General features: G+C 70.4%; 20 protein-coding genes. 11 read left to right on the plus strand and 9 right to left on the minus strand.

Translation table 11 applies throughout. The features are described 5' to 3' along the window. Window positions 1-39: 39 nt before the first annotated feature. Genes LC041_RS01420 through LC041_RS01430 form a run of 3 tightly spaced genes read right to left on the minus strand, consistent with a single transcriptional unit; the run spans window position 40 to window position 2,284 of the window. Complete coding sequence (locus LC041_RS01420) at window positions 40-387, minus strand: cupin domain-containing protein (protein WP_226531193.1); 348 nt, start codon at window positions 385-387, stop codon at window positions 40-42. Next, on the minus strand, window positions 384-1,787 hold the full coding sequence (locus LC041_RS01425) for an NAD(P)/FAD-dependent oxidoreductase (RefSeq protein ID WP_226531194.1): 1,404 nt from the start codon (window positions 1,785-1,787) through the stop codon (window positions 384-386). Before LC041_RS01425 ends, LC041_RS01420 begins: the two co-directional genes overlap by 4 nt. A 29-nt stretch (window positions 1,788-1,816) precedes the next feature. Continuing rightward, the gene (locus tag LC041_RS01430) at window positions 1,817-2,284 is read right to left on the minus strand and encodes an Lrp/AsnC family transcriptional regulator (RefSeq protein ID WP_226531195.1); all 468 of its coding nucleotides are present in this window, start codon (window positions 2,282-2,284) and stop codon (window positions 1,817-1,819) included. Between the two features lie 99 nt (window positions 2,285-2,383). Between LC041_RS01430 and LC041_RS01435 the strand changes: the two genes are divergently transcribed. Beyond that, entirely contained in the window at window positions 2,384-3,835 is a 1,452-nt protein-coding gene (locus LC041_RS01435; RefSeq protein ID WP_226531196.1) for a gamma-aminobutyraldehyde dehydrogenase, read from the plus strand. A gap of 57 nt (window positions 3,836-3,892) precedes the next feature. Here the strand turns inward: LC041_RS01435 and LC041_RS01440 are convergent, their stop codons facing one another. Then, complete coding sequence (locus tag LC041_RS01440; protein WP_264188815.1) at window positions 3,893-4,723, minus strand: M23 family metallopeptidase; 831 nt, start codon at window positions 4,721-4,723, stop codon at window positions 3,893-3,895. Between the two features lie 433 nt (window positions 4,724-5,156). On the opposite strand from LC041_RS01440, the gene LC041_RS01445 reads away from it, so the two are divergent. Genes LC041_RS01445 through LC041_RS01455 form a run of 3 tightly spaced genes read left to right on the plus strand, consistent with a single transcriptional unit; the run spans window position 5,157 to window position 8,601 of the window. After that, window positions 5,157-6,305: an ROK family transcriptional regulator gene (locus LC041_RS01445; protein WP_226531197.1), complete on the plus strand. Its 1,149-nt coding sequence runs from the start codon at window positions 5,157-5,159 to the stop codon at window positions 6,303-6,305. Window positions 6,306-6,349: 44 nt separating this feature from the next. Next, a complete protein-coding gene (locus tag LC041_RS01450; RefSeq protein ID WP_226531198.1) occupies window positions 6,350-7,279 on the plus strand; it encodes a polysaccharide deacetylase family protein in 930 nt (309 codons plus the stop codon). Then, window positions 7,276-8,601 carry an MFS transporter gene (locus tag LC041_RS01455; RefSeq protein WP_226531199.1) on the plus strand — a complete coding sequence of 442 codons (1,326 nt, stop codon included), beginning with the start codon at window positions 7,276-7,278 and terminating at the stop codon, window positions 8,599-8,601. Before LC041_RS01450 ends, LC041_RS01455 begins: the two co-directional genes overlap by 4 nt. A gap of 3 nt (window positions 8,602-8,604) precedes the next feature. Here LC041_RS01455 and galE read toward each other — a convergent pair whose 3' ends face one another. From galE to galT, 3 genes are read right to left on the minus strand one after another with little or no spacing between them, the layout of a single operon-like run. Further along, window positions 8,605-9,585, minus strand: a complete 981-nt coding sequence (gene galE, locus LC041_RS01460; RefSeq protein WP_226531200.1) for a UDP-glucose 4-epimerase GalE — start codon at window positions 9,583-9,585, stop codon at window positions 8,605-8,607. Between the two features lie 53 nt (window positions 9,586-9,638). Further along, complete coding sequence (gene galK, locus LC041_RS01465) at window positions 9,639-10,826, minus strand: galactokinase (protein WP_226531201.1); 1,188 nt, start codon at window positions 10,824-10,826, stop codon at window positions 9,639-9,641. Then, window positions 10,823-12,025, minus strand: coding sequence for a galactose-1-phosphate uridylyltransferase (gene galT, locus LC041_RS01470; RefSeq protein ID WP_226531202.1), 1,203 nt, complete (start codon window positions 12,023-12,025; stop codon window positions 10,823-10,825). The genes galK and galT overlap by 4 nt, the downstream gene beginning before the upstream one ends. Before the next feature lie 142 nt (window positions 12,026-12,167). Here galT and LC041_RS01475 point away from each other — a divergent pair, with 142 nt between their 5' ends. The 6 genes from LC041_RS01475 to LC041_RS01500 all read left to right on the plus strand — a co-directional run bounded on the left by LC041_RS01475 (window position 12,168) and on the right by LC041_RS01500 (window position 18,858). Beyond that, complete coding sequence (locus tag LC041_RS01475; protein WP_226531787.1) at window positions 12,168-13,124, plus strand: LacI family DNA-binding transcriptional regulator; 957 nt, start codon at window positions 12,168-12,170, stop codon at window positions 13,122-13,124. Window positions 13,125-13,404: 280 nt separating this feature from the next. Then, the gene (locus LC041_RS01480) at window positions 13,405-14,568 is read left to right on the plus strand and encodes a Gfo/Idh/MocA family protein (protein WP_226531203.1); all 1,164 of its coding nucleotides are present in this window, start codon (window positions 13,405-13,407) and stop codon (window positions 14,566-14,568) included. Window positions 14,569-14,582: 14 nt separating this feature from the next. Continuing rightward, the gene (locus tag LC041_RS01485) at window positions 14,583-15,749 is read left to right on the plus strand and encodes a dihydrodipicolinate synthase family protein (protein ID WP_226531204.1); all 1,167 of its coding nucleotides are present in this window, start codon (window positions 14,583-14,585) and stop codon (window positions 15,747-15,749) included. Next, window positions 15,746-16,624, plus strand: coding sequence for a sugar phosphate isomerase/epimerase family protein (locus tag LC041_RS01490; protein WP_226531205.1), 879 nt, complete (start codon window positions 15,746-15,748; stop codon window positions 16,622-16,624). The genes LC041_RS01485 and LC041_RS01490 overlap by 4 nt, the downstream gene beginning before the upstream one ends. Window positions 16,625-16,684: 60 nt before the next feature. Further along, on the plus strand, window positions 16,685-17,752 hold the full coding sequence (locus tag LC041_RS01495; protein WP_226531206.1) for a LacI family DNA-binding transcriptional regulator: 1,068 nt from the start codon (window positions 16,685-16,687) through the stop codon (window positions 17,750-17,752). Then, on the plus strand, window positions 17,749-18,858 hold the full coding sequence (locus LC041_RS01500) for a glycerate kinase (RefSeq protein WP_226531207.1): 1,110 nt from the start codon (window positions 17,749-17,751) through the stop codon (window positions 18,856-18,858). The genes LC041_RS01495 and LC041_RS01500 overlap by 4 nt, the downstream gene beginning before the upstream one ends. Window positions 18,859-18,876: 18 nt before the next feature. Here the strand turns inward: LC041_RS01500 and pgm are convergent, their stop codons facing one another. Further along, window positions 18,877-20,520: a phosphoglucomutase (alpha-D-glucose-1,6-bisphosphate-dependent) gene (pgm, locus tag LC041_RS01505; protein ID WP_226531208.1), complete on the minus strand. Its 1,644-nt coding sequence runs from the start codon at window positions 20,518-20,520 to the stop codon at window positions 18,877-18,879. A gap of 78 nt (window positions 20,521-20,598) precedes the next feature. Here pgm and pheA point away from each other — a divergent pair, with 78 nt between their 5' ends. Beyond that, entirely contained in the window at window positions 20,599-21,549 is a 951-nt protein-coding gene (gene pheA, locus LC041_RS01510; protein WP_226531209.1) for a prephenate dehydratase, read from the plus strand. A 179-nt stretch (window positions 21,550-21,728) separates the two neighbouring features. On the opposite strand, the gene LC041_RS01515 is transcribed toward pheA, so the two are convergent. After that, the gene (locus LC041_RS01515) at window positions 21,729-21,941 is read right to left on the minus strand and encodes a methyltransferase (RefSeq protein WP_226531210.1); all 213 of its coding nucleotides are present in this window, start codon (window positions 21,939-21,941) and stop codon (window positions 21,729-21,731) included. Between the last annotated feature and the right edge of the window lie 53 nt (window positions 21,942-21,994).

A 21,994-nucleotide genomic window follows, 5' to 3' on the forward strand; every position in this document is an offset into this window, starting at 1 on the left:
AGGACGGGGCCATTCGCGCGATTCGAACGGGGTCTGGGGTCAGGTCACGTAGACCTTGCGCAGCGTCTCGGTGACCGTCCAGGTGGTGCGCATGCCCTCGGCAAGGCGGACGACCGAGCCGGGGCCGACCTCGAGATCAGGCAGCCCGGACGAGGCGAACGCGATCGTGGCGCGACCCGACAGCACGACGAAGACCTCGTCGGACTCGGTGTCCGTGGCGGTGCCCGGCGTCATCTCCCAGACGCCCACCTCGACTCCGCCGACGGTCGTGAGCTCGTGCACGGCGGTGGTCGGTGCGCCGGCAAGGACCTCTTCCGCGGGGAGGGGCGCGTGCGTGAGCTCCAGGGTGCTGGCATCCACTCCGCCGCCCGCAGCGAGGCCGCTCACGAGTCGAAGCCCATGCCGAGAGCATCCAGCGTCTTGAGGAAGAGATTGCGCTTGCCCTCGTTGTGATCGGCGCGATCCATCGCCGCGCGCACCAGATTGACGCCGATCGAGGCAGCGGGTTCGGGCGGGAACGGGATCGGCTTCTCACGCACCATCCGCAGCGCGGTGCGCTCGGTCTCCTCACCCGCGAGCTTGTCGAGCATCACGTCGGCGGCGAAGCGTGCCGCGCCGACGCCGAGTCCGGTGAAGCCGGTCGCGTAGGCCACGCGTCCCTTGCGCGCGGTGCCGAAGAACGCGCAGAACCGACTGGACGAGTCGATCGCGCCCGCCCACCGGTGCGTGAAGCGGAGGCCCGCGAGCTGCGGGAAGGTCGTGAAGAAGTGCGAGGCGAGCCGGCGGTGGCTCTCGAAGCGGTCCTCGTACTCCGCGCGCACCTTGCCGCCGAAGTGGTAGATCGCGTCGTAGCCGCCGAACAGGATGCGGTTGTCGGCGGTGAGGCGGTAGTAGTGGAACTGGTTCGCGCTGTCGGCGAGGCCCTGCCGGTTCGACCAGCCGATCGAGGCGAGCTGTTCGGCGGACAGCGGCTCGGTCATCAGCACGTAGTCGTACACCGGCACCGTCATCAGACGGTTGCGCTTGAGAAGGGACGGGAAGACGTTCGTCCCGAGGGCGACCGCATCGGCCACCACCCGGCCGTTCGGGGTGACCAGGGCGATCGGTCCCGACCCGTCGCCCTCGATCGCACGCACCAGGCTGTGCTCGTAGATCTCGACGCCGAGGTCGGCCGCCACACGGGCCAGCTCGACCCCGAGCTTCGCAGGGTGCACCATCGCACACCCGTCGCGGTCCCAGTCGCCCGCGAGGAACGTCTCCGAGTGCACTTCGGCCTGCACGGCCTCGCGGTCGAGGAAACCGGGTTCGTCGCGGAACCACTCGACCTGGTGCGGCTCGACGGCGACGGCGAGTTGTCCCGTGCGTTCGAACTCGGCGTCCATGCCGTAGCGCGCGATCGTCTCTTCGATGCCGTCGAGGTTGGCGTGCCCCAGCTCTTCGAGGCGATCGATCTCCTCCGGCCAGCGGTTGACGCCGTTCTCGTGGCCGTGCGTCAGGCTGGACTCGCAGAAACCGCCGTTGCGGCCGGAGGCGGCCCAGGCGATCCGCGAAGCCTCCAGCAGGACGACGCGTCGCCCGGGGTCGCGCTCCTTGGCGCGCACGGCGGTCCACAGCCCGGCATACCCGCCGCCGACGATCGCGAGATCCGCGCGGACCGTGCCGTTCACGGACGGGTGCGTCGGACGATCGACGTCGTCGAGCCAGAACACGCGGAGGGCCGTCCCGCGCAGGGAGTCGTCGACGACTCCCTGCGGCGGCAGTCGGCGTTCGAAGACGGTGGTGCCCATGTTCACTCCGATGTGAGAAGGGGTGCGCCTCAGCGCGTCCCCCAGTTGTAGAGGTCCTTGTAGAGCCCGGCGTAGAGCAGGCTCTCGGTGTGCGCGATACCGGGGATGGTGCGGATGCGGGTCGCGATGAGGTCGATCAGGTGCTCGTCGTCTTCGCACACGGCTTCGACGAGGATGTCGAAGGTACCCAGTGTCACCACGACATAGGCCAGTTCCGGGATCGCGGTGAGCTCTTCGGCGATCGTGCGAGGGTCTCCCGACACGCGGATGCCGATCATCGACATGCGTCGGAAGCCGAGCTGCATCGGATCGGTGACCGCGACGATCTGGATGACGCCCGCCTCGGTCATCCGCTGCACCCGCTGTCGTGCGGCGGCCTCGCTCAGGCCGACCTCGCGTGCGATCTCAGCGTAGGGACGGCGTCCGTCCTCCTGCAGGAGTTCGACGATGCGCTTGGAGATGTCATCCAGCGCGGGCTGGGCAGTCTTCGTGCTCATGTGTCGATATTGTCAGTCAAAGAATGAATCTGCAACCGATTCAGTTGTCTTGCCTGATCTGATCTTCAGATTCCGCACTCGAGGCGCTAGCATGACGCCATGGCCAGCACTCTTCTGAAGACCTCCGCGCCGTTGCAGAACTTCATCGGCGGACGCTTCGTGCCCGCGAACGGCGCGGGACGGATGCCTCTCCTCGATCCTGCCACCGGAGAGACCTACGGGGAGTCGCCCGTCTCGGGCGCCGCCGACGTCGACGCCGCCTATGCGGCGGCATCCGCGGCCTTCCCGCTCTGGCGCGAGACGACGCCCGCCGATCGACAGCTCGCGCTGTTCCGCATCGCCGACGAGATGGAGGCTCGTGCGGAGGAGTTCGCCGACCTCGAATCGCAGGACACCGGCAAGCCGCGGGCGAGCCTCGTAGCCGACGAGATCCTGCAGTCGGTCGATCAGCTGCGCTTCTTCGCAGGGGCCGCGCGGAGTCTCGAAGGTCGTGCTGCGGGGGAGTACCTCGCTGGCCACACGTCGTTCGTGCGCCGCGAGCCGGTCGGCGTGATCGGACAGGTGACGCCCTGGAACTACCCGCTGAACATGGCCGTGTGGAAGATCGCTCCGGCGCTCGCGGCCGGCAACACGGTGGTGCTGAAGCCCGCCGAGTCCACTCCGCTGACGACGTTGCTGCTGGCCGAGATCGTCGCCCGGCACACCCCGACCGGCACGTTCAACGTCGTACTGGGTGACCGCGACACGGGTGTTGCGCTGGTGGAGCACCCGACCCCGCAGATGGTCGCGATCACCGGTTCGGTGCGCGCGGGGATGGCGGTGGCGCGTTCGGCGGCGAACGATGTCAAGCGCGTGCATCTCGAACTCGGCGGGAAGGCGCCGGCGATCGTGTTCGCGGATGCGTCCCTCGAGAAGGCCGTGGAGGGCATCATCACCGGCGCCTTCTTCAACGCCGGACAGGACTGCACGGCCGCGACCCGGGTACTGGTGCATGAGTCACGACACGACGAGTTCGTGGACGCGCTCGTCGCCCGGGCACGCAGCCACGCGCGCACGGGCGGACCGCGGGAGGAGGGTGTCCTCTACGGCCCGCTGAGCAGCGCCGCACAGCTCGCGCAGGTGCAGGGCTTCATCGACCGCCTCCCTGCGCACGCGAAGATCGAGACCGGTGGTCGCCGTCAGGGGGAGCAGGGATACTTCTGGGAGGCCACGATCGTGTCCGGCGTGCGGCAGGACGATGAGGTGGTGCAGGGCGAGATCTTCGGACCGGTCCTCACGGTGCAGTCGTTCACGGAGGAGGATGAGGCGCTGGAGATGGCGAACGATGTGCCCTACGCGCTCGCGTCATCGGTGTGGACGACGGATCATGCCCGTGCGATGCGCTTCTCGCGCGACCTCGACTTCGGCTGCGTGTGGATCAATACCCACATCCCGTTCGTGTCGGACATGCCGCATGGAGGGTTCAAGCACTCGGGGTACGGCAAGGACCTCTCCCAGTACGGCTTCGACGACTACACCCGCATCAAGCACGTGATGAGCGCCCTCGACTGAAGGCGCGTGGGCCTCGGTGTCCGTGGAGAGGGTGCCCGCCCTGGAGACTGGGCCGGGTCAGCTCACGTTCTGCTTGAGCCACGGCATCGGATCCACCGCGACCGTGTTGATGTGGACCTCGAAGTGCAGGCAGGAGCCGAACACGTACCCGGTCGAGCCGACGTCGCCGATGTACTGCCCGGCCTCGACGCAGTCCCCGACCTCGACCGCGCGGGTGCCGTAGTTCAGGTGCGAGTAGACGGTGCTCACCGCCTGCCCGTCGACGATGCTCTCGATCTGGATCGTCACTCCGTAGCCCTGGTAGCTCTCGGTCGAGCGGGAGACGCAGCCCTTCATGGCGGCGTTGATCGGAGTGCCCACGCCCGCGGCGAAGTCCTGGCCGAGGTGCGACCGGCCGGGCCGGGAGGCGCCGAAGCCGTCGGTGAACGTGTAGGTTCCGTCGGCCATCGGCATGACGATGCGGTCGGCGACGGGGATCTCCATCGCGCTTCCGAGCGGCATGCCGGCGGCGATGGCGGCCGCGACGGCGCGTGAGCGCGTCTCCTTGACTTCTTCCGGCGTCGTCGCGGCGAAGTTCCCTCGAGGCGCGATCTCGGCGCGGATCTCGTCCGTCGAGGTGTACGACTGCGCGAAGTCCTCGGCGGTGGCCGAGATGTCGGCGGAGGCGGCGGCGACCGACGCGACCTCCGGGTTGAATGCGGGCAGTGCTGCTCCGGTGATCATCGCGCCCACCGCGAGCGTGGCTCCCAGCGCCTTGGCCTTCGCCCACGGCCGCGTCACTCGGCGGGGGTGGACGCGCTGGCTCGACGCTTTCCGTCGGCGGGTACGCGTCGCGGTGCTCGGTGCCGGTGCCGGTGTCGGTTTCGGTGTCGCGGACGGCGCCGGCATCGGGGGCTCCTGGCGGGAGGTCCGCGGGCGGGACTCGGGCGACGGCGACGGCGACGGGCGAGGGGCGTCCGCGTCCGTCGTGTTCGCGCTACGGGTGGGGTGCTGCTGCTGCTCGGCGTTCGCGGAACGGCGCAGGTCGCGCCGCAGAAGCGGTCGAGGCGTGCTGGAGGTGTCTGTGGGGGCTTCCGAGGCGTCGGGAGTGCTCTCGGGCGGCAGGGAGTTCGTGACGGGATCCTTCCGGAGGGGAGGTGTGCGTGGCGGGCGATCCCCCCGGATGCCGCCGTTACCGATCTGTAATCTAAGCCGCTGCCCCCGGGAAGGTCAAATCGAGACCGGAGGGGAATGGTGACCTGTCGACGAGTGCGACACGATGTGGCATGCTGGCGGACACCGCGTCGGGGGCGCACGAGATGAGAGGGAGACGCCGGAACGCATGTCCAGACCACTCGCGGGACCGCAAAGCCTGCTCCGCACGCTCAACGGCCGCGCGATCCTGGAGGCACTGGCCCGCAGCGGCCCGCAGACCCGCGCGCAGCTGATGTCGACGACCGGCCTCTCCCGCACCGCCGTCACGCAGGTGCTGCGGATGCTCGAAGGGTCAGGCGCCGTCGCAGCGGCCGGCGTCGACCGTGAGACTCGCGGGCCGGCGGCGGGACGCGTCGCCCTGCATCCGCGACTCGGGTTCGCCGCAGCCGTGCACATCGACCACCAGGCAGCTCATGTCGTCCTCGTGGATGCGAGCGGGACCGTGCGCGCCGAGCAGCACGCCGCGCTCGCGCCCACCCAAGACCGTGTCGAGCGCATCGTCGAGCTCGTCGACCGCTGCCGTCGTGCGGTCGAGGCGGCGAAGGACGCCGTCCAGCTCGCCGTCGTCGGCGTTCCGGGCATCGTGACCCCCGATGGCGGCATCAGGGACGACCTCGGACCCGATGGCGGCGCCTTCCGCGCGGCGCTGGCCGCGGCCCTCGACTGCCCGGTCCGCGTGGAGAACGACGTCAATCTCGCCGCCCTCGCCGAACTCACCGCAGGTGCGGGTGGTGACCTCGCCAGCTTCGCGCTGCTCCTGCTGGACGACGGACTGGGGGCCGGGATCGTGGTCGACGGGGCGTTGCACCGCGGGTTCTCCGGTGTGGCGGGTGAGGTCATGTACCTGCCGCAGCCCCCGCTCCCGATCGGGGCACCGGTCGTGAGCGATGCCGTGGTCCGCGATCTCGCCCTCAACGAGGGATGCGATCCCGACGTCCCGCTGGCAGGGCACCTCGAAGCCGCGGCGCGAGGGGACTCGGCGTCGAGCCGGGTCGTGGACGAGATCGGACGACGTATCGTTCTCGTCGCCGGCAGCGTCGGCCTGGTGCTCGACCCCGAAGCCTTCATCCTCAGCGGCCGGGCGGCTCACCCTGCGCTCGTCGCCGTGATCGAGCGGATTGCCGAGGAATACGCGGCGCAGCTCCCGCTGCGGTTCCTCGTGTCCTCGTTCGGTCCTGAGGCACCGCTCGTGGGCGCCGTCGGCGAGGCGGCCGCCGCCCTCCGAGGCACCCTGTTCACCCGTATCCTCACTCCGGCCGCGAGGGCCGGACGCTGAGGACAGCCCGCACCACCCCACCCTCCCTTCCGACAGGATCACCGATGACCGCTCCCTCCGACCTCGCCGACCGTCTCGGCCTCGCCCCCGGCGCACGGGCGATCATCATCAATGCGGATGACTTCGGCATGTGCCATGCGGCGAACCTCGCCATCACCGACCTCCTCGACGCCGGACGGATCGACTCCGCGACCGTGATGGTGCCGTGCTCGTGGTCGCCGGAGGCACTTGCCTTCGCCGCGTCCCGCACCGATCTCGACATCGGCGTGCATCTCGTGCTCACCAGCGAGTGGTCTCGTTACCGGTGGCGGCCGCTCACCGGCACGGCCACGAGCCTGGTCGACGCGGCGGGCTTCTTCCCCGTGGACGTCGCGACCGTCGAGCAGACCGCGTCGGACGAGGACGTCGCCGCCGAACTCGCCGCCCAGCTGCAGACAGCGCTCGACGCCGGCGTCGATGTGACGCACCTCGACAACCACATGGGGTCCGTGTACGGACTCATGACCGGCCGCGACTTCCTTCGTCCGGTGTTCGAGCTCGCTGCGCGACACGGTCTCCCGTTCCGCTTGCCGCGCAGCATGGACGGGGTGGGCGAGGACGCGGCCCTTCAGGCGACGCTCGACGCCGCGGCCGCCGCCGCCGACGCGTCCGGAGTCGTGATCATCGACCGGTTGTGGTCGCATCCGTTCCCGCTCCTCGGCGAGGGCACGGCGCAGGAGGAGACCTACGAGCAGGTGCGCGACGGGTTCATCGCCCTGCTGCGCGCCGTCCCCGCCGGTGTGACCGAGATCTACCTGCATCCGATGGTCGACGACGAGGAGCTGCGGTCGGCGGTCGACTTCGGCGCCGTGAAGCGCGGCTATGAGCTGCGGCTGCTCCGTGACCCTGCGGTGCTGCAGGCGATCGAGGATGAGGCGCTCGTGCGCGTCGGCTGGCGCGCCCTGCGCGACCTGCAGCGGGCAGGCGTCCGATGACCTCGGCGGGCGAGCGTCTGCGCGATCGTCGTCTCGACGCAGCTCCCAGCCGGAGGCAGGCGATCGCGTTCGGGGCCTCCGGGTTCCCCACGCAGCTCATGGCGCAGACCTTCTCGGCCTTCGTCGTCTACTTCTACGTCTCGCATCTCGCGGTGCCGGCCGGGTGGGTCGCTGTGGCGATGATCGCCCACGGCATTCTGAACGCGGTGCTGAACCCCGTCGTCGGGGCGATCTCCGACCGGCTGCGGACTCCCTGGGGACGTCGCATCCCCTGGATCGGCCTGGGGATCGTGCCGCTCGTCGTCGCGTTCACGCTGGTGTGGATGCCGCCCGAGCTCCCGGTCGCCGGTCTCATCGTCTGGTTCCTCGTCGTCGTGGCCGTGTACGACATCGCCTTCGTCGTCGTGGTGCTGAACATCTCGGCGCTGTTCCCCGAGATCTTCCGCACCACGGAGGAACGTGCGCGCGGCAACGTCCCCCGGCAGATCTTCGCGATCCTCGGCATGGTCCTCGGCACGGCCGGTGCCCCCGCCCTGTACGGCGCTCTCGGATGGCCGGGCATGGCGCTCGTGCTCGGCGCGGTGTGCCTGGTGCTGCTCGCCTGGTCGTTCTTCGGCGGCATGATCGAGCGTCGCGTCCCCGAGACGGCGTCGGAGGCCATGCGGTGGAAGGACCAGCTGACCTACACCTTCCGCAACCGGGCCTTCGTCCCCTATGTGCTGGGCTCGCTGTTCGTGCAGACCTCGATCGCCGTGATCCTGGCTGCGGTCCCCTTCTACGTGCGGTACTCGCTGCAGGCCGCGGAAGGGGAGGGGAGCCTGCTCCTCGGGGCGATCTTCGTCACGGCCATCCCCTCGATCGTGCTGTGGAGCGCTGTCGTGCGGCGCACGTCGCCGCGCACCGCCGTGCTGTGGAGCGTCGCGGTGTTCGGCGTCGCCGTGCTCGGCTACCTCGTCCCGTCGACCGTGCTCGGGGCGTCGCTGGTCGGCATCGCGGTGGGGGTCGGCGTCGGCGGACTCCTGCAGCTGCTCGAGGTGATGCTCGCGCAGATCATCGACGACGATGCCGTGCGCACCGGTCACCGCCGGGAGGGGGCCTATTTCGGAGTGAACGGCTTCGTGGTGCGGGGTTCGGTCGTGCTGCAGGCGATCGTCGCCGCGGTGGTGCTGACGGCAACGGGGTTCGACGCCACGCTCGGCGATGCGCAACCGGAGAGCGTCGACGGGGGCATCCGCCTGATGCTCGCGGTGATCCCGCTCGGGTTCACGGCCCTCGCGTGGTTCTGCTTCTGGCTCTATCCGATCCGCACCCGAGACGTCTGACCGCTAGAGGGACGCCGCCTTCCGTGCCTCCCAGCCCGTGCGCACCATCTCGTCGACGGTGTACCGCATCGTCCAGTCGAGGTCGCGCGCGGCGAGCTCCCCGGTGGCCACGATGCGGTCGGGGTCGCCAGGACGCCGGGGCCCGATCTCGGGGGTGAAGTCGATGCCGGTGACGCGGGCGACGGCATCCATGATCTGCATGACGCTGAGTCCGTCGCCGGATCCGAGGTTGTACGCGGTCTCGATCGGCCGGCCGTCGGCGAGGCGCTGGGCTGCGGCCACGTGTGCCGCCGCGATGTCGCCAACGTGCACGTAGTCGCGCACGTTGGTGCCGTCCTCGGTGGCGTAGTCGTCGCCGAAGATCTTCGGCGTCCTGCCCTCGAGCAGCGCCTCGAACACGATCGGGAAGAGGTTGTGCGGGCTCACGTCGTACACCGTCGGGTCAGCCGACCCCACGACGTTGAAGTATCGCAGCGAGGTGTGACGCAGCGGGCGTGCGGACTCGGCCGTCGCGATCGCCTGGTCGCGCAGCAGCCATTCCCCGATGAGCTTCGACTCCCCGTACGGACTGGCCGGCTTCTTCGCGGTGTCCTCGACGACCAGCGCGACCTCGGGGGTGCCGAACACGGCGGCCGAGGAGGAGAACACGATGTTCGAGACCCCAGCGGCCTCCATGGCCTCGAGGATGATCCGGGTGCCCTCGACGTTCTGGGCGTAGGTGTGCAGGGGGCGCTGCACCGAGACACCTGCGTACTTGTACCCGGCGACGTGGATCACGCCTTCCGCGTCGTGGTCGCGCAGCGTCTTCTCGACGAGCGCGCGGTCGAGGATGCTCCCCCGCACGAACGGCACGCCCTCGGGCACGAACCGTGCGATTCCGCTCGACAGGTCGTCGAGGACGACGGGGGTGAGTCCGGCAGCAGCGAGGGCGCGGACGACGTGGGCTCCGATGTAGCCGGCGCCGCCGGTGACGATCCAGGACATGTGCTTCTCTCTCCCCGCCGCGCACCCCCGGCGCGGCCCCACGGAACATTCTGTCAGGTGTCGCGGCGCGGACCTGCCGACGGCGAGACCGTGAACAGGTGCGGCGCGTCGAATCCGGATGCGGAGAAGGCGCGGTGCACGGCATCCGACACCGTGTCGACGGCATCCTGCTCGATCAACGCGATGGCCGCACCGCCGAAGCCGCCACCGGTCATCCGCGCCCCCAGGGCCCCTGCGTCCCGTGCGGTGTCGACCGCAGTGTCGAGCTCGGGGGTCGAGATCTCGAAGTCGTCGCGCATCGATGCGTGCGAGGCGATGAGGAGGTCGCCGATCGCCCTCGCGCCGTCCGAGCGGAGCGTCCGAACGGTGTCGACCACGCGCTGGTTCTCCGTCACGATGTGCCGCGCACGGCGGAAGGTCTCGTCGTCCATCCGCTCCTGGGCGCGGGTCAGCTCGGCGATCGAGACGTCGCGCAGTGCGGGCACCCCCAGAGCCGCGGCGCCGCGCTCGCAGGAGACACGACGATCGCGGTAGCCGCCCGTGGAGTGGGCGTGCTTCACGCGCGTGTCGATCACGAGGATCGCGAGGCCCGCCTCGACGATCCCGAGGGGCACGAGTTCGGTCTGGAGCGAGCGGCAGTCGAGGAAGAGCGCGGTGTCCGGCGCTCCGAGCATGGACGCCATCTGGTCCATGATCCCCGTGGGGGCGCCGACGGCCTCGTTCTCGGCGCGTCGTCCGATGCGGGCGAGGGCCGTGCCGTTGAGGTCGGTGCCCCACAGCTCGTCGAGCGCGGAGGCGGTCGCCCCCTCGATCGCCGCGGAAGAGGAGAGCCCGGCTCCGACCGGCACGTCGGAGGCGATCGCGATGTCGACACCGCTGATCGCGTCGTCCCCGGTCGCGGCCTGGCGCAGCGCCCACGCGACACCGAGCGGGTAGGCGGCCCATTCGGGAACGGCCGGAGGCGTGCCCGGCGCGGTCGGGAAGAGGCGGTCGAGCTCGTCGAGGCCCACCTCGACCGGATCCGAGGCGAAGCGGGAGCTGACCCGTACGCGGTCGTCGTCGCGGCGTCCGACCGCGGCGAAGGTGCGCTGGGGGATGGCGAACGGCAGGACGAAGCCGTCGTTGTAGTCGGTGTGCTCGCCGATGAGGTTCACCCGGCCGGGGGCCGACCAGACGCCGTCCGGCCGCCGTCCCGTGAGCTCGGTGTAGTGCGCTCGTGCGTCGTCGTGGGCCGCGGTCATGCGGAAGCTCCTTCTGCGGTGGTGGTCGGCGACGCGCGCTCGATGGCCTCGCGGAGACGAGCAGCCCCCGTCTCCGGGGGTACTTCGGCCGCCCAGGCCCACATCGCGGCCTCGGAGCCGGCGAGGTACTTCAGCTTGTCGGCGGCGCGGCGCGGACTCGTCAGCTGCAGGTGCAGGCGCACGGTGTCGCGGCCGACGTGCACCGGTGCCTGATGCCAGGCGGCGATGTACGGGGTGGGGGAGTCGTAGAGGGCGTCGACGCCCCGAAGAAGACGCAGGTAGAGCGGGGCGAGCTCGTCGCGCTCGGCCGAACTCGTCTCGGCGAGGTCGGGGACATGGCGGTGCGGCATCAGGTGCACTTCGAGCGGCCAGCGGGCGGCGAACGGCACGAAGGCGGTCCAGTGCTCGCCGCGGAGGACCACGCGATCCGACGCCTGCTCGGACTCGAGGATGCGCTGGAACAGGTCGGGCGCCGTCCGGTCGATCGACTCCAGCACGCGAGCGGTGCGCGGGGTCACATACGGGTAGGCGTAGATCTGACCGTGTGGATGCGGCAGGGTGACGCCGATCGCCTCACCGCGGTTCTCGAAGGGGAACACCTGCTCGATACCGGGCAGTGTCGACAGCGCGGCGGTGCGATCGGCCCAGGCCTCGATCACGGTGCGCGCGCGGGTCTCGGACTGCGTGCCGAACGAGCCGGAGTGCTCCGGGCTGAAGCAGACGACCTCGCAACGTCCGACGGCGGCGCGGGTGCGGCCGAGACCCAGGGCGGCGAGGTCGTCGAGCCCGCGCGGTGCCTGGGACGCCCGGGGCGCGCCGCCCACGGCTTCGGTGAGCGCGGGGCCGAATGCGGGGGAGCGGTTCTCGAACACCGCGACGTCGTATCGCGATGGGACCTCGGACGGATTGCCGGGGGTCTGCGGTGCCAGCGGGTCGGCATCCGCCCCCGGCATCATCACGCGGTTCTGCCGATTCGCCGCGACCGTGATCCAGTCGCCGGTGAGCACGTCCAAGCGCATGGTCGCGGTGTCGGGGCGCGGGTCGAGGGTGCGCGAGTCGACCGACCGCTCAGCGCCGAGGGTCGTGCCGGGTTCGTCGTAGTAGAAGAGATCGCGACCGTCGGCGAGGGTGGTGCTGCGTTTGACGACGCCGGCGCCGAGGGACTCTGTGCGCAACTCAGGAAAATCGTGCGTGTTCACGTAAACATGGTACGCACAGCGCCGTGGTAACGTCAACATTGCGGAGTTGTAAACCGGAGGACGGAGGGCCAGGGTGAGCGAGCGCGGCCAGGTCGAGGGCCTCGGGTCCGATCGGCGACGCCCGGCGACGGGTCGTGTGTCGATGGCCATGGTCGCCGCCCGCGCAGGTGTCTCGGGGCAGACCGTCTCGCGCGTCGTCAACGACAGTCCGCGGGTCGATCCCGCCACCCGTGCTCGGGTCGAGCGTGCGATGGCGGAGCTGGGCTACCGTCCGCACCGCGTCGCTCGGGCACTGCGCACCGGTCGCTCGCAGACCATCGGACTCGTCGTCACCACTCTCGCCACGGTCGGCAACTCGCGGATGCTGCAGGCCACGGCGGAGGCTGCAGCTGAACGCGGCTACGCCCTCACGCTGGTGACCGCAGCCGCCGGTGTGGCCGAGGCGTTCGATCGGCTCTCCGAGCAGGAGGTGGACGGCGCGATCGTGCTGAACGAGGCGTCCGCGCTCGTGCCCCAGGTGCGGCCGCCCGAGGGATTGCGCCTGGTCGTGGTGGATGCTCCGATCGAAGCCGGCTTCGCGTCGGTGCACAGCGATCATGCCGGTGGCGCCGCCGCGGCCACGGCTCGACTCCTCGCTCTCGGCCACGACACGGTGCACCATCTCGCGGGCCCCGTCGACTCCTTCGCCGCGATCGAGCGGGAGCGTGGGTGGCGCGAGACCCTCGTGGCCGCCGGCGTTCGTCCGCCCGAGATCGTCCGCGGAGACTGGAGTGCGGACTCGGGGTATGCGGCGGGTGGGGAGCTGCGCGCGGCCTCCGCCGTGTTCTGCGCCAACGACCAGATGGCGCTCGGCCTGCTGAGGGCGCTTGCCGAGTCGGGACGACGTGTGCCGGAGGACATCGGCGTGATCGGGTTCGACGATGTGCCGGAGGCGGCGAACTACCGTCCTCCGCTGACCACGATCCATCAGGACTTCGCGGCTCTCGCGCATCGCGCCGTGTCGTCGCTCGTGGCCGCGATCGAGGGTGCTGCCGCAGAGGCGGTGTCCGTCATCGTCCCGACCGCGCTGATCGAGCGCTCCAGTACCGCCCCGCGCTGACGCCGCGCCCCCTCCTGACGCCGCGCCCCCTCCTGACGCCGACGCCCCCTCCTGCCGCCGACGCCCCCTCCTGTCGCCGACGCCCCCGCCTGTCGCCGCGCGGGAGAGGGGGTCTCGGCGCTGGCGGGGGGCCTCAGCGGACCCGGTGATCGTGCACTGCCCCGTCCGGGCCGCGTTGCGTGGTTGCGATCGGAGGCATCTCGTGACAGGATCACGGAAAGCGCTTTCCGGTTGATGGATCGGAAGCACGAGCAGCCTCCCGACACAGAAACGGAACACCATGGCACAGGCGAACACCCGCGAGATCGGGATCATCATGAACGGCGTCTCCGGGCGCATGGGATACCGGCAGCACCTCGTGCGCTCGATTCTCGCGATCCGCGACGACGGCGGCATCGAGCTCCCCGACGGATCCCGTCTCACGGTGAAGCCGATCCTCGTGGGGCGCAGTGAGGCCAAGCTCGCAGAACTCGCGGCGAAGCACGACATCGCCGACTGGACCACCGACCTCGACGCGGCGCTCGCGGATCCGCAGTGGGAGATCTACGCCGACTTCCTGGTGACGAAGGCGCGTGCCGCTGCGCTTCGCAAGGCCATCGCCGCTGGCAAGGCGATCTACACGGAGAAGCCCACCGCCGAGTCGCTGGAGGAGGCCGTCGAGCTCGCCCGTCTGGCGCAGCGCGCCGGGGTCAAGACCGGCGTCGTGCACGACAAGCTCTATCTTCCGGGGCTGCAGAAGCTCAAGCGGTTGATCGACTCCGGCTTCTTCGGTCGCATCCTGTCCGTGCGCGGCGAGTTCGGCTACTGGGTCTTCGAGGGCGACTGGCAGCCCGCGCAGCGGCCGAGCTGGAACTACCGCACCGAAGACGGGGGCGGCATCATCACCGACATGTTCCCGCACTGGAACTACGTGCTCGAGAATCTCTTCGGCGGGGTCAAGAGCGTCTACGCGCAGGCGGCCGTGCACATCCCGGACCGCTGGGACGAGAAGGGCGAGCACTACGCCGCGACGGCCGAGGACGCCGCCTACGGGATCTTCGAGCTGGACGGCGGCGTGATCGCCGAGATCAACTCCTCGTGGACCGTGCGCGTGAACCGCGACGAGCTGGTCGAGTTCCAGGTCGACGGAACGCACGGCTCCGCCGTGGTCGGCCTGTTCGGCGCGAAGATCCAGCCGCGCAACGCCACCCCCAAGCCCGTGTGGAACCCGGATCTGGAGGACACCCGCGACTATGACGCCGACTGGCAGAAGGTGCCGACCAACGACATCTTCCTCAATGGCTTCCGTCAGCAGTGGGAGGAGTACCTGGTCTCCTATGCGGAGGGCACCGACTATCCGTTCGATCTGCTCGCGGGCGCCCGTGGTGTGCAGTTCGCGGAGGCCGGTCTGCGATCGAGCGCTGAGGGACGCAAGATCGCCCTCGAGTCGTTGACGCTGGACTGAGCCGGAGGCCCCGCATGAGCACGCTCCGCCTCCTCCGCGCGACCGGCGCCGTCGACGAGGTCGGCCTCGTCGACGCGGCCCCCTACACGCGGCCTTCCGCCCCGCTCCAGAGCAGGGTCGCGTATGCCGCCGCCCACGTCGTGCCGAAGGTGCACGCCGACAACACTCCGGGGCAGCCGGCCGACATCGATTGGGATGCGACGCTGGCGTTCCGTCGTCACGTGTATTCGTGGGGCCTGGGCGTCGCGGATGCGATGGACACCGCGCAGCGGAACATGGGGCTGGACCCCGCGGCCACGCGCGAGCTGATCACCCGCAGCGCCGAGGTCGCCCGCGAGGAAGGCGGCTCCGTCGTGGTGGGGGTCAACACCGACCACATCGCCGAGTCGCAGATCTCGCTGGATCGGGTGATCGCGGCGTATCTCGAACAGCTGGAGTTCGCCGAGGAGCAGGGCGCCGGGCCCGTGCTCATGGCCTCGCGCCACCTCGCCCGCGCCGCGGAGGATGCCGCCGACTACCGCCGCGTCTATCGCGAGGTCCTCTCTCGTGCCACGACGCCCGTGGTGCTGCACTGGCTGGGCACGGCCTTCGACCCGGAACTCGCCGGATACTTCGGCGCGGAGGACTGGCGCTCCGCATCCGAGGTGCTCCTGCAGATCATCGCCGAGAGCGAGGGCAAGGTCGCGGGCGTCAAGATGAGTCTGCTGAACGCCGAGTCCGAGATCTCGGTGCGTGAGCGCCTCCCCGAGGGGGTGCGCATGTTCACCGGCGACGACTTCAACTACGTCGGTCTGATCGGGGGTGCCGCCGATGCGCAGACGCACTCCGATGCCCTGCTCGGCGCTTTCGCCGCGATCACTCCGGTCGCCTCTGCCGCGATCCAGGCGCTCGACGCGGGGGATCCCGCGTGCTATGCCGAGATCCTCGGCCCGACCGAATGCCTCAGCCGGCAGGTGTTCGCCGCACCCACTTTCTACTACAAGACCGGTGTCGCCTTTCTCGCCTGGCTCAACGGACACCAGCCCGCGTTCCAGATGGTCGGCGGGCTGCATTCGGCGCGGAGCCTCCCCCACCTCAGCCGCATCGTCGAGCTGGCAAACTCGTCGCACGCACTGGAGCTCCCCGAGCTCGCCCGAGAGCGCTGGCACGGCCTGCTCCGGCTGAACGGGGTGGACGCATGAGTGTTCCCGTGCAGAGCCCGGATCCACGCCTGTCGATCAACCAGGCGACCATCAAGCACGCCGACCTCGCCACGGCTCTGCGGGTCACGGCCGCCGCGGGGGTGAGCGCGATCGGTCTCTGGCGTGAACCTGTGAACGAGGTCGGGCTGGAGGAGGCGGCGCGGATGCTCCAGGATTCGGGGCTGCGCTTCTCGACGCACTGCCGGGGCGGCTTCTTCACGCTGCCCGACGGCCTCGAGCGGGATGCGGCCCTGGACGACAACCGTCGTGCCATCGAGGAGACCGCCACGCTGGCCGCCGCCGGGGCCGAGGGCTCGACCGCTGTGCTCGTCCTCGTCGCAGGAGGCCTGCCCGAGGGTTCGCGCGATCTGGTCGGTGCGCGCGAGCGGGTGCGCGATGCCATCGGGACGCTGGTCCCCGAGGCGAAGGCGGCCGGGGTGACGCTCGCGATCGAGCCGCTGCATCCGATGTATGCGTCGGACCGCGCGGTCGTGTCCACGCTCGGCCAGGCACTGGACATCGCCGCCGACTTCGATGCCGAGACCGTGGGCGCCGCCGTCGACACGTTCCACATCTGGTGGGACCCGCAGGTGCTCGAGCAGATCGCGCGTGCGGGGAGGGAGGGCCGGATCGCGACCTATCAGGTGTGCGACTGGAAAACCCCGCTCCCCTCCGACGTGCTGCTCTCCCGGCACTACACGGGCGACGGGGTGATCGACTTCGGCCCGCTCACGCGTGCCGTCGTCGCGACCGGGTACGACCGTGACATCGAGGTCGAGATCTTCAACGCGGACATCTGGGCCGATGCTCCGGAGAACGTGGTGCGTCGTACCGCTCAGACCTTCGCCGCGGCCGTCTCCCCGCACCTCGCGTGATGCCGTGCTCCCGTCGGGCGGACAGAGCGGGACGCGATCCGGAGAAGTAGGCTCTGGGTCATGACGAAGCCCGCATCGCCTTCGGAGCGGTCGACCTCCCGCGCCCCGCGCCCTGCGCGCGGACCAGCCCCCACGTTGCATGACGTCGCCCGGGAGGCGGGCGTCTCCCTGGCCACCGCCTCGCGCGTGCTCAACGGCTCGGAGCGCAAGGTCGCGGAGCAGTTCCGCGAGCGCGTGCAGGCGGCAGCCGATCAGCTCGGGTACACCGCGAACGTCTCCGCGCAGGCCACCGCGCGTGGCACATCGCCGGTCATCGCCCTGCTGGTCGCGGACATCGCCGACCCGTACTTCGGCCTGATCGCCTCGGGAGTGGCCCGCGGAGCGGACGAGCACGGGCTCGTCGTCACGATCTCCATCACCGAACGCGACCAGGCTCGCGAGGCGCGGATCGTCCGTGCGCTGCGAGGGCAGCGACCGCGGGGGCTGATCCTCGCCGCGTCCCGCACACAGGAGCCCACCGAGGTCGACACCGCGCATGAGCTGGGAGAGTTCGCTCGTCTGGGCGGCAGGGTGGTCGCCTTCGGTCCGGACGGAGGCGGCGATCGCCACATCGAGATCGACAACCGTGCGGGTGCGGAGGCCCTGGGTCGGCGGATGGCCGGACTCGGCTACCGGTCGGCGATCGCCCTCGGAGCGGCAGAGGGAGTGCGCACCTCGGACGATCGCCTCGCGGGTTTCCGCGCCGGCTTCGAGGGCGCCGGAGGTGCGGTCGAGAGCGTGCGCAGAGGGGGCTTCCGCCGCGAGTCCGGTGCGGCCGAGATGGCGGCGGTGCTCGCCGACGGTGTCGCCCCCGGGACACTCGTGTTCGGGATCAGCGACGTGGTGGCGCTCGGGGCGATGTCGGCGATCCGCGATGCGGGTCGCGAGGTCGGCGTCGACATCGCGGTCTGCGGCTTCGATGACGTGCCGGTGAGCGGCGACGTGACTCCCGCCCTCACGACCGTGCGGGTGCCGCTGAGCGAGGTCGGATATCAGGCGTTCCGCGCCACGGTCGACGCCGATTGGGAGCAGGCGCCCTTGCCGCTCGAAGTCGTCGTCCGGGACAGCACACCGGGAGTGGCATCGTGACGAGGGTCGTCCTGGCACCGGACAGCTTCAAGGGCACGATCACCGCAGCCGATGCCGCGGCGGCGCTCGCCGAGGGATGGGCAAGCGTCGACCCCACGGCCGCGTTCGTGCACCGCCCCATGGCGGACGGGGGAGAGGGGACCGTGGCGGCGTTCGAGGCCGCGGTTCCGGGGGCCGTGCGGATGCCGGTCTCGGTCGACGGACCGGCCGGGCACCGGATCGACACCTTCTGGCTGCTGCTTCCCCCGACTAAGGATGCTCCCGCGGGAACGGCCGTCGTCGACCTCGGCTCGACGTCGGGTATCGAGCTGCTGGAGCAGCTACGGCCCTGGGACGCAGACACTGCGGGGCTCGGGCAGGCCATGGCGGCCGCACTCGATCACGGGGTCTCGCGCCTCGTCGTCGGCATCGGATCGAGCGCCTCGACCGACGGCGGCACCGGCATGCTGACGGCGTTGGGGGCGCGGTTCCTCGATGCTGCGGGCGACCCTGTTGCTCCGGGCGCCCGGGGCCTCGGGGACATCTCCTCGGTCGACCTCTCCGGACTCCGCCCCGCACCGGAGGTGCGCGTGCTCACCGACGTGACCAATCCGCTCGTCGGTCCGCGCGGGGCCGCCGCGGTGTTCGGCCCGCAGAAGGGGCTGCGCGCACCGGACGACATCGCGCTCGTGGACGACGGGCTGCGCCGCCTCGCCGCCCTGCTGGGCATCGATCCGGCGGGGGCGGGGAACGGCGCGGCCGGAGGAACCGGCGCGGCCCTGGTGGTGTGGGGTGGGGTGCTCGCCCCCGGCGCGTCCGAGGTCGCGGACCTCATCGGGCTAGCCGAGGCGATCGCCGACGCGGATGTGGTCATCACAGGCGAGGGGTCCTATGACGGGCAGTCCGGCGACGGCAAGGTGCCTTCGTTCCTCGCGGGTCTGGCCGCGGACGCCCGCACGCGCGCGATGGTTGCGGCGGGGCGCATCACCGAGGACGCCGACACCACGCTCTTCGCGGCGTCCGCTTCACTCACCGAGCTGGCCGGCTCGTCTGAGGCGGCGCTCGCCGAGCCTGCGCGATGGCTGCGCGAGGCGGGCATCGCTCTGGCCCGTTCCGCCGCGGGCTGAGACGAAGCCCCGCGAGGGTCAGCCGCCGAGGGCGGCCGACACGACGGCACGGGCCTCCGCCTGCACCTCCGCGAGGTGCTCGGGGCCGCGCAGGCTCTCGGCATAGAGCTTGTAGACGTCTTCCGTTCCGGACGGGCGCGCCGCGAACCACGCGTGCTCCGTCTGCACCTTGAGCCCTCCGATCGCCGCGCCGTTGCCCGGCGCGTGCGAGAGCTTCGCCGTGATCTCCTCGCCGGCGAGGGCGGTGGCCGTCACCGACTCGGGGGCGAGCGCCCCGAGCATGGCCTTCTGCTCCGGTGTCGCGGGGGCGTCGACCCGCTGGTAGGCCGAGGCGCCGAAGGCCTCTTCCAGCTCGGCATAGCGTTCCGAGGGCGTCTTGCCCGTGACGGCGATGATCTCGGCGGCCAGGAGGCACAGCAGGATGCCGTCCTTGTCGGTCGACCAGACGGAGCCGTCCTTGCGGAGGAAGGACGCTCCCGCCGACTCCTCGCCGCCGAACGCGACCGAGCCGTCGAGGAGGCCGGGGACGAACCACTTGAACCCGACCGGAACCTCCAGCAGCCGGCGGCCGAGCGATTCGGCGACGCGGTCGATGATCATCGACGACACGAGCGTCTTCCCGATCGCTGCATCCCGTGGCCAGTCCTGCCGATGCGAGAACAGATAGTCGATCGCCACGGCCAGATAGTGGTTCGGGTTCATCAGACCGGCATCCGGGGTCACGATGCCGTGCCGGTCGGCGTCGGCGTCGTTCCCGGTCAGCACGTCGTAGTCGCCCTTCTTCGCGACCAGCGATGCCATCGCGGAGGGCGACGACGGATCCATCCGGATCTTCTCGTCCCAGTCCAGGGTCATGAAGCGCCACGTCGGGTCGACCTCAGGGTTCACCACGTCCAGGTCGAGGTCGTGCATCTCGGCGATGAGCGCCCAGTACTCCACGGAGGCGCCGCCCAGAGGATCCGCGCCGATGCGCACCCCGGCCGTGCGGATCGCATCGAGGTCGATGATCGACGGCAGGTCGCGGACGTACGCCTCGCGGAAGTCGTAGCCGGTGAGGGCATCCCAGTCGATGTCCGCGAAGCGCTCGAGCTTCACGCCTTCGAGCCCCGCCGCGATCAGCGCGTTCGCGCGGTCGGCGATCCAGCTCGTGGCGTCCGTGTCGGCGGGGCCCCCGTGCGGCGGGTTGTACTTGAAACCGCCGTCGCGCGGCGGGTTGTGCGACGGCGTCACGACGATGCCGTCTGCGCGCCCGGGGTCGTCGGCTGCGCGTCCGCGGTTGTAGCTCAGGATCGCGTGGCTGAGGGCGGGGGTCGGCACCCACGAGTCGCGGGCGTCGACGCGCACGTCCACACCGTTCGCGAGCAGCACCTCGATGGCGCTGCGCTCGGCGGGCAGCGAGAGAGCGTGCGTGTCCCGGCCGAGGAACAGGGGACCCGTGATGCCCTGGGCGGCACGGTAGTCCACGATCGCCTGGGTCGTGGCGAGGATGTGGTTCTCGTTGAAGCTGTTCGACAGGGAGGAACCGCGATGGCCGCTGGTCCCGAAGACGACCCGCTCGGCCGCGACCTCGGGGTTCGGCGTGCGGTCGTAGTAGGCGGCGATGAGTTCATCGACGTCGATCAGGTCACTTTCCTCCGCAGGGAGGCCGGCACGGCTGGTCATCCTCTCAGTCTGCCCCTTGAGCGACGGGATCGCATCCGAGAAGTCCTGCGTATCTCCGTCGCCACGCCGAGGGCTAAGGTGAAACCCGTGACTGAACGCCGCACCTACAGCTATCTCGGCCCGGCCGGAACCTTCACGGAGGCGGCGCTCGATCAGGTGGCCGAGGCTCGTGGCCAGACCTGGCGCCCCGTGCACAACGTGGGTGAGGCGCTGGCCGACGTGCTCGAGGGGCGCAGCGACGCCGCGATGATCGCGATCGAGAACTCCATCGAGGGCGGTGTCTCCACCACACAGGATGCGCTGGCGACCTTGCCGGGGCTGCGCATCATCGGCGAGTACCTGGTGCGGGTGAACTTCGTGCTCGTCGCCCCGCGCGGCACGACGCTCGATCAGGTCGAGGTGATCGCGGCGCACCCCGTCGCCTATGCGCAGTGCCACGGCTGGCTCGGTACGCACCTGCCCTCGCACTCGCACGTGCCCGCCTCGAGCAACGTGGCCTCGGCGATCGGCGTCCTCGACGGCACGCTCGCCGCCCAGGCGGCCATCGCGGCTCCTGGCATCGTGAGCCACTACGACGTCGACGTGCTCGCGGAGGGCATCGGCGACAACGCGCAGGCGGTGACCCGCTTCGTGCTGGTCACGCGGACGACCCGCTCACCTGAACCCACCGGCGCCGACAAGACCTCGCTGATCGTCGAGCTCCCGCACGACCACCCCGGTTCACTCCTCGAGATGCTGGAGCAGTTCTCGACCCGCGGCATCAACCTCTCGCTCATCGAGTCGCGGCCCATCGGCGATGAGCTGGGCCGCTACCGGTTCGTGATCGACGCGGACGGGCACATCGAGCACGAGCGCATGGCCGACGCACTGCTCGGCATCCGGCGCTTCAGCCCGCGCGTGGTGTTCCTCGGTTCGTATCCGCGTGCGGACCGCCAGATCGTGCAGTACCCCGATCGCTACTCGGACGACGTGTTCGTCGAGGCGCGCGATTGGCTGCGCGGCATCCTCTCCGGCGAGCCCGAGTCCTGACCGCGGCCCCGGTGCCCCGGTGCCGCGGTGCGGGATCGCCTCGGTGCCGGGTAGCCGCGGTGCGGGAGCGCCGCGGTGCGGGAGTGCCGCGGTGCGGGATCGCCTCGGTGCGGGATCGAAAACGCGCCTCCGAGACGTCACGGAGGCGCGTTTTTCATCCCGCACGTGCGGGATCGGGGTCAATGCTCCTGGAAGCGCGGCCAGTCGCTGCCGGGAGCCATGCGCGCGTGCAGGGCACCTTTCGCGGAGGCGAGGCTCGGATAGGTGCTGGCTTCGGCATCCGCCTCCGCCATCGTCACGTGGTATCCGTCGTCGTCGTGCCGGATGCTGCCGACCACCCCGTTGCGTCCGTATGCGACCCAGAGTGCGAGCGTCTTGGTGGTGCTCATCATCGGACCCCCTTTCTGCCGTAGAGGGTACGCCGATCTCGCGGGTGTCGACACCC

The sequence above is a fragment of the Microbacterium paraoxydans genome (assembly GCF_020524545.1).
GTDB lineage: Bacteria > Actinomycetota > Actinomycetes > Actinomycetales > Microbacteriaceae > Microbacterium > Microbacterium paraoxydans_C.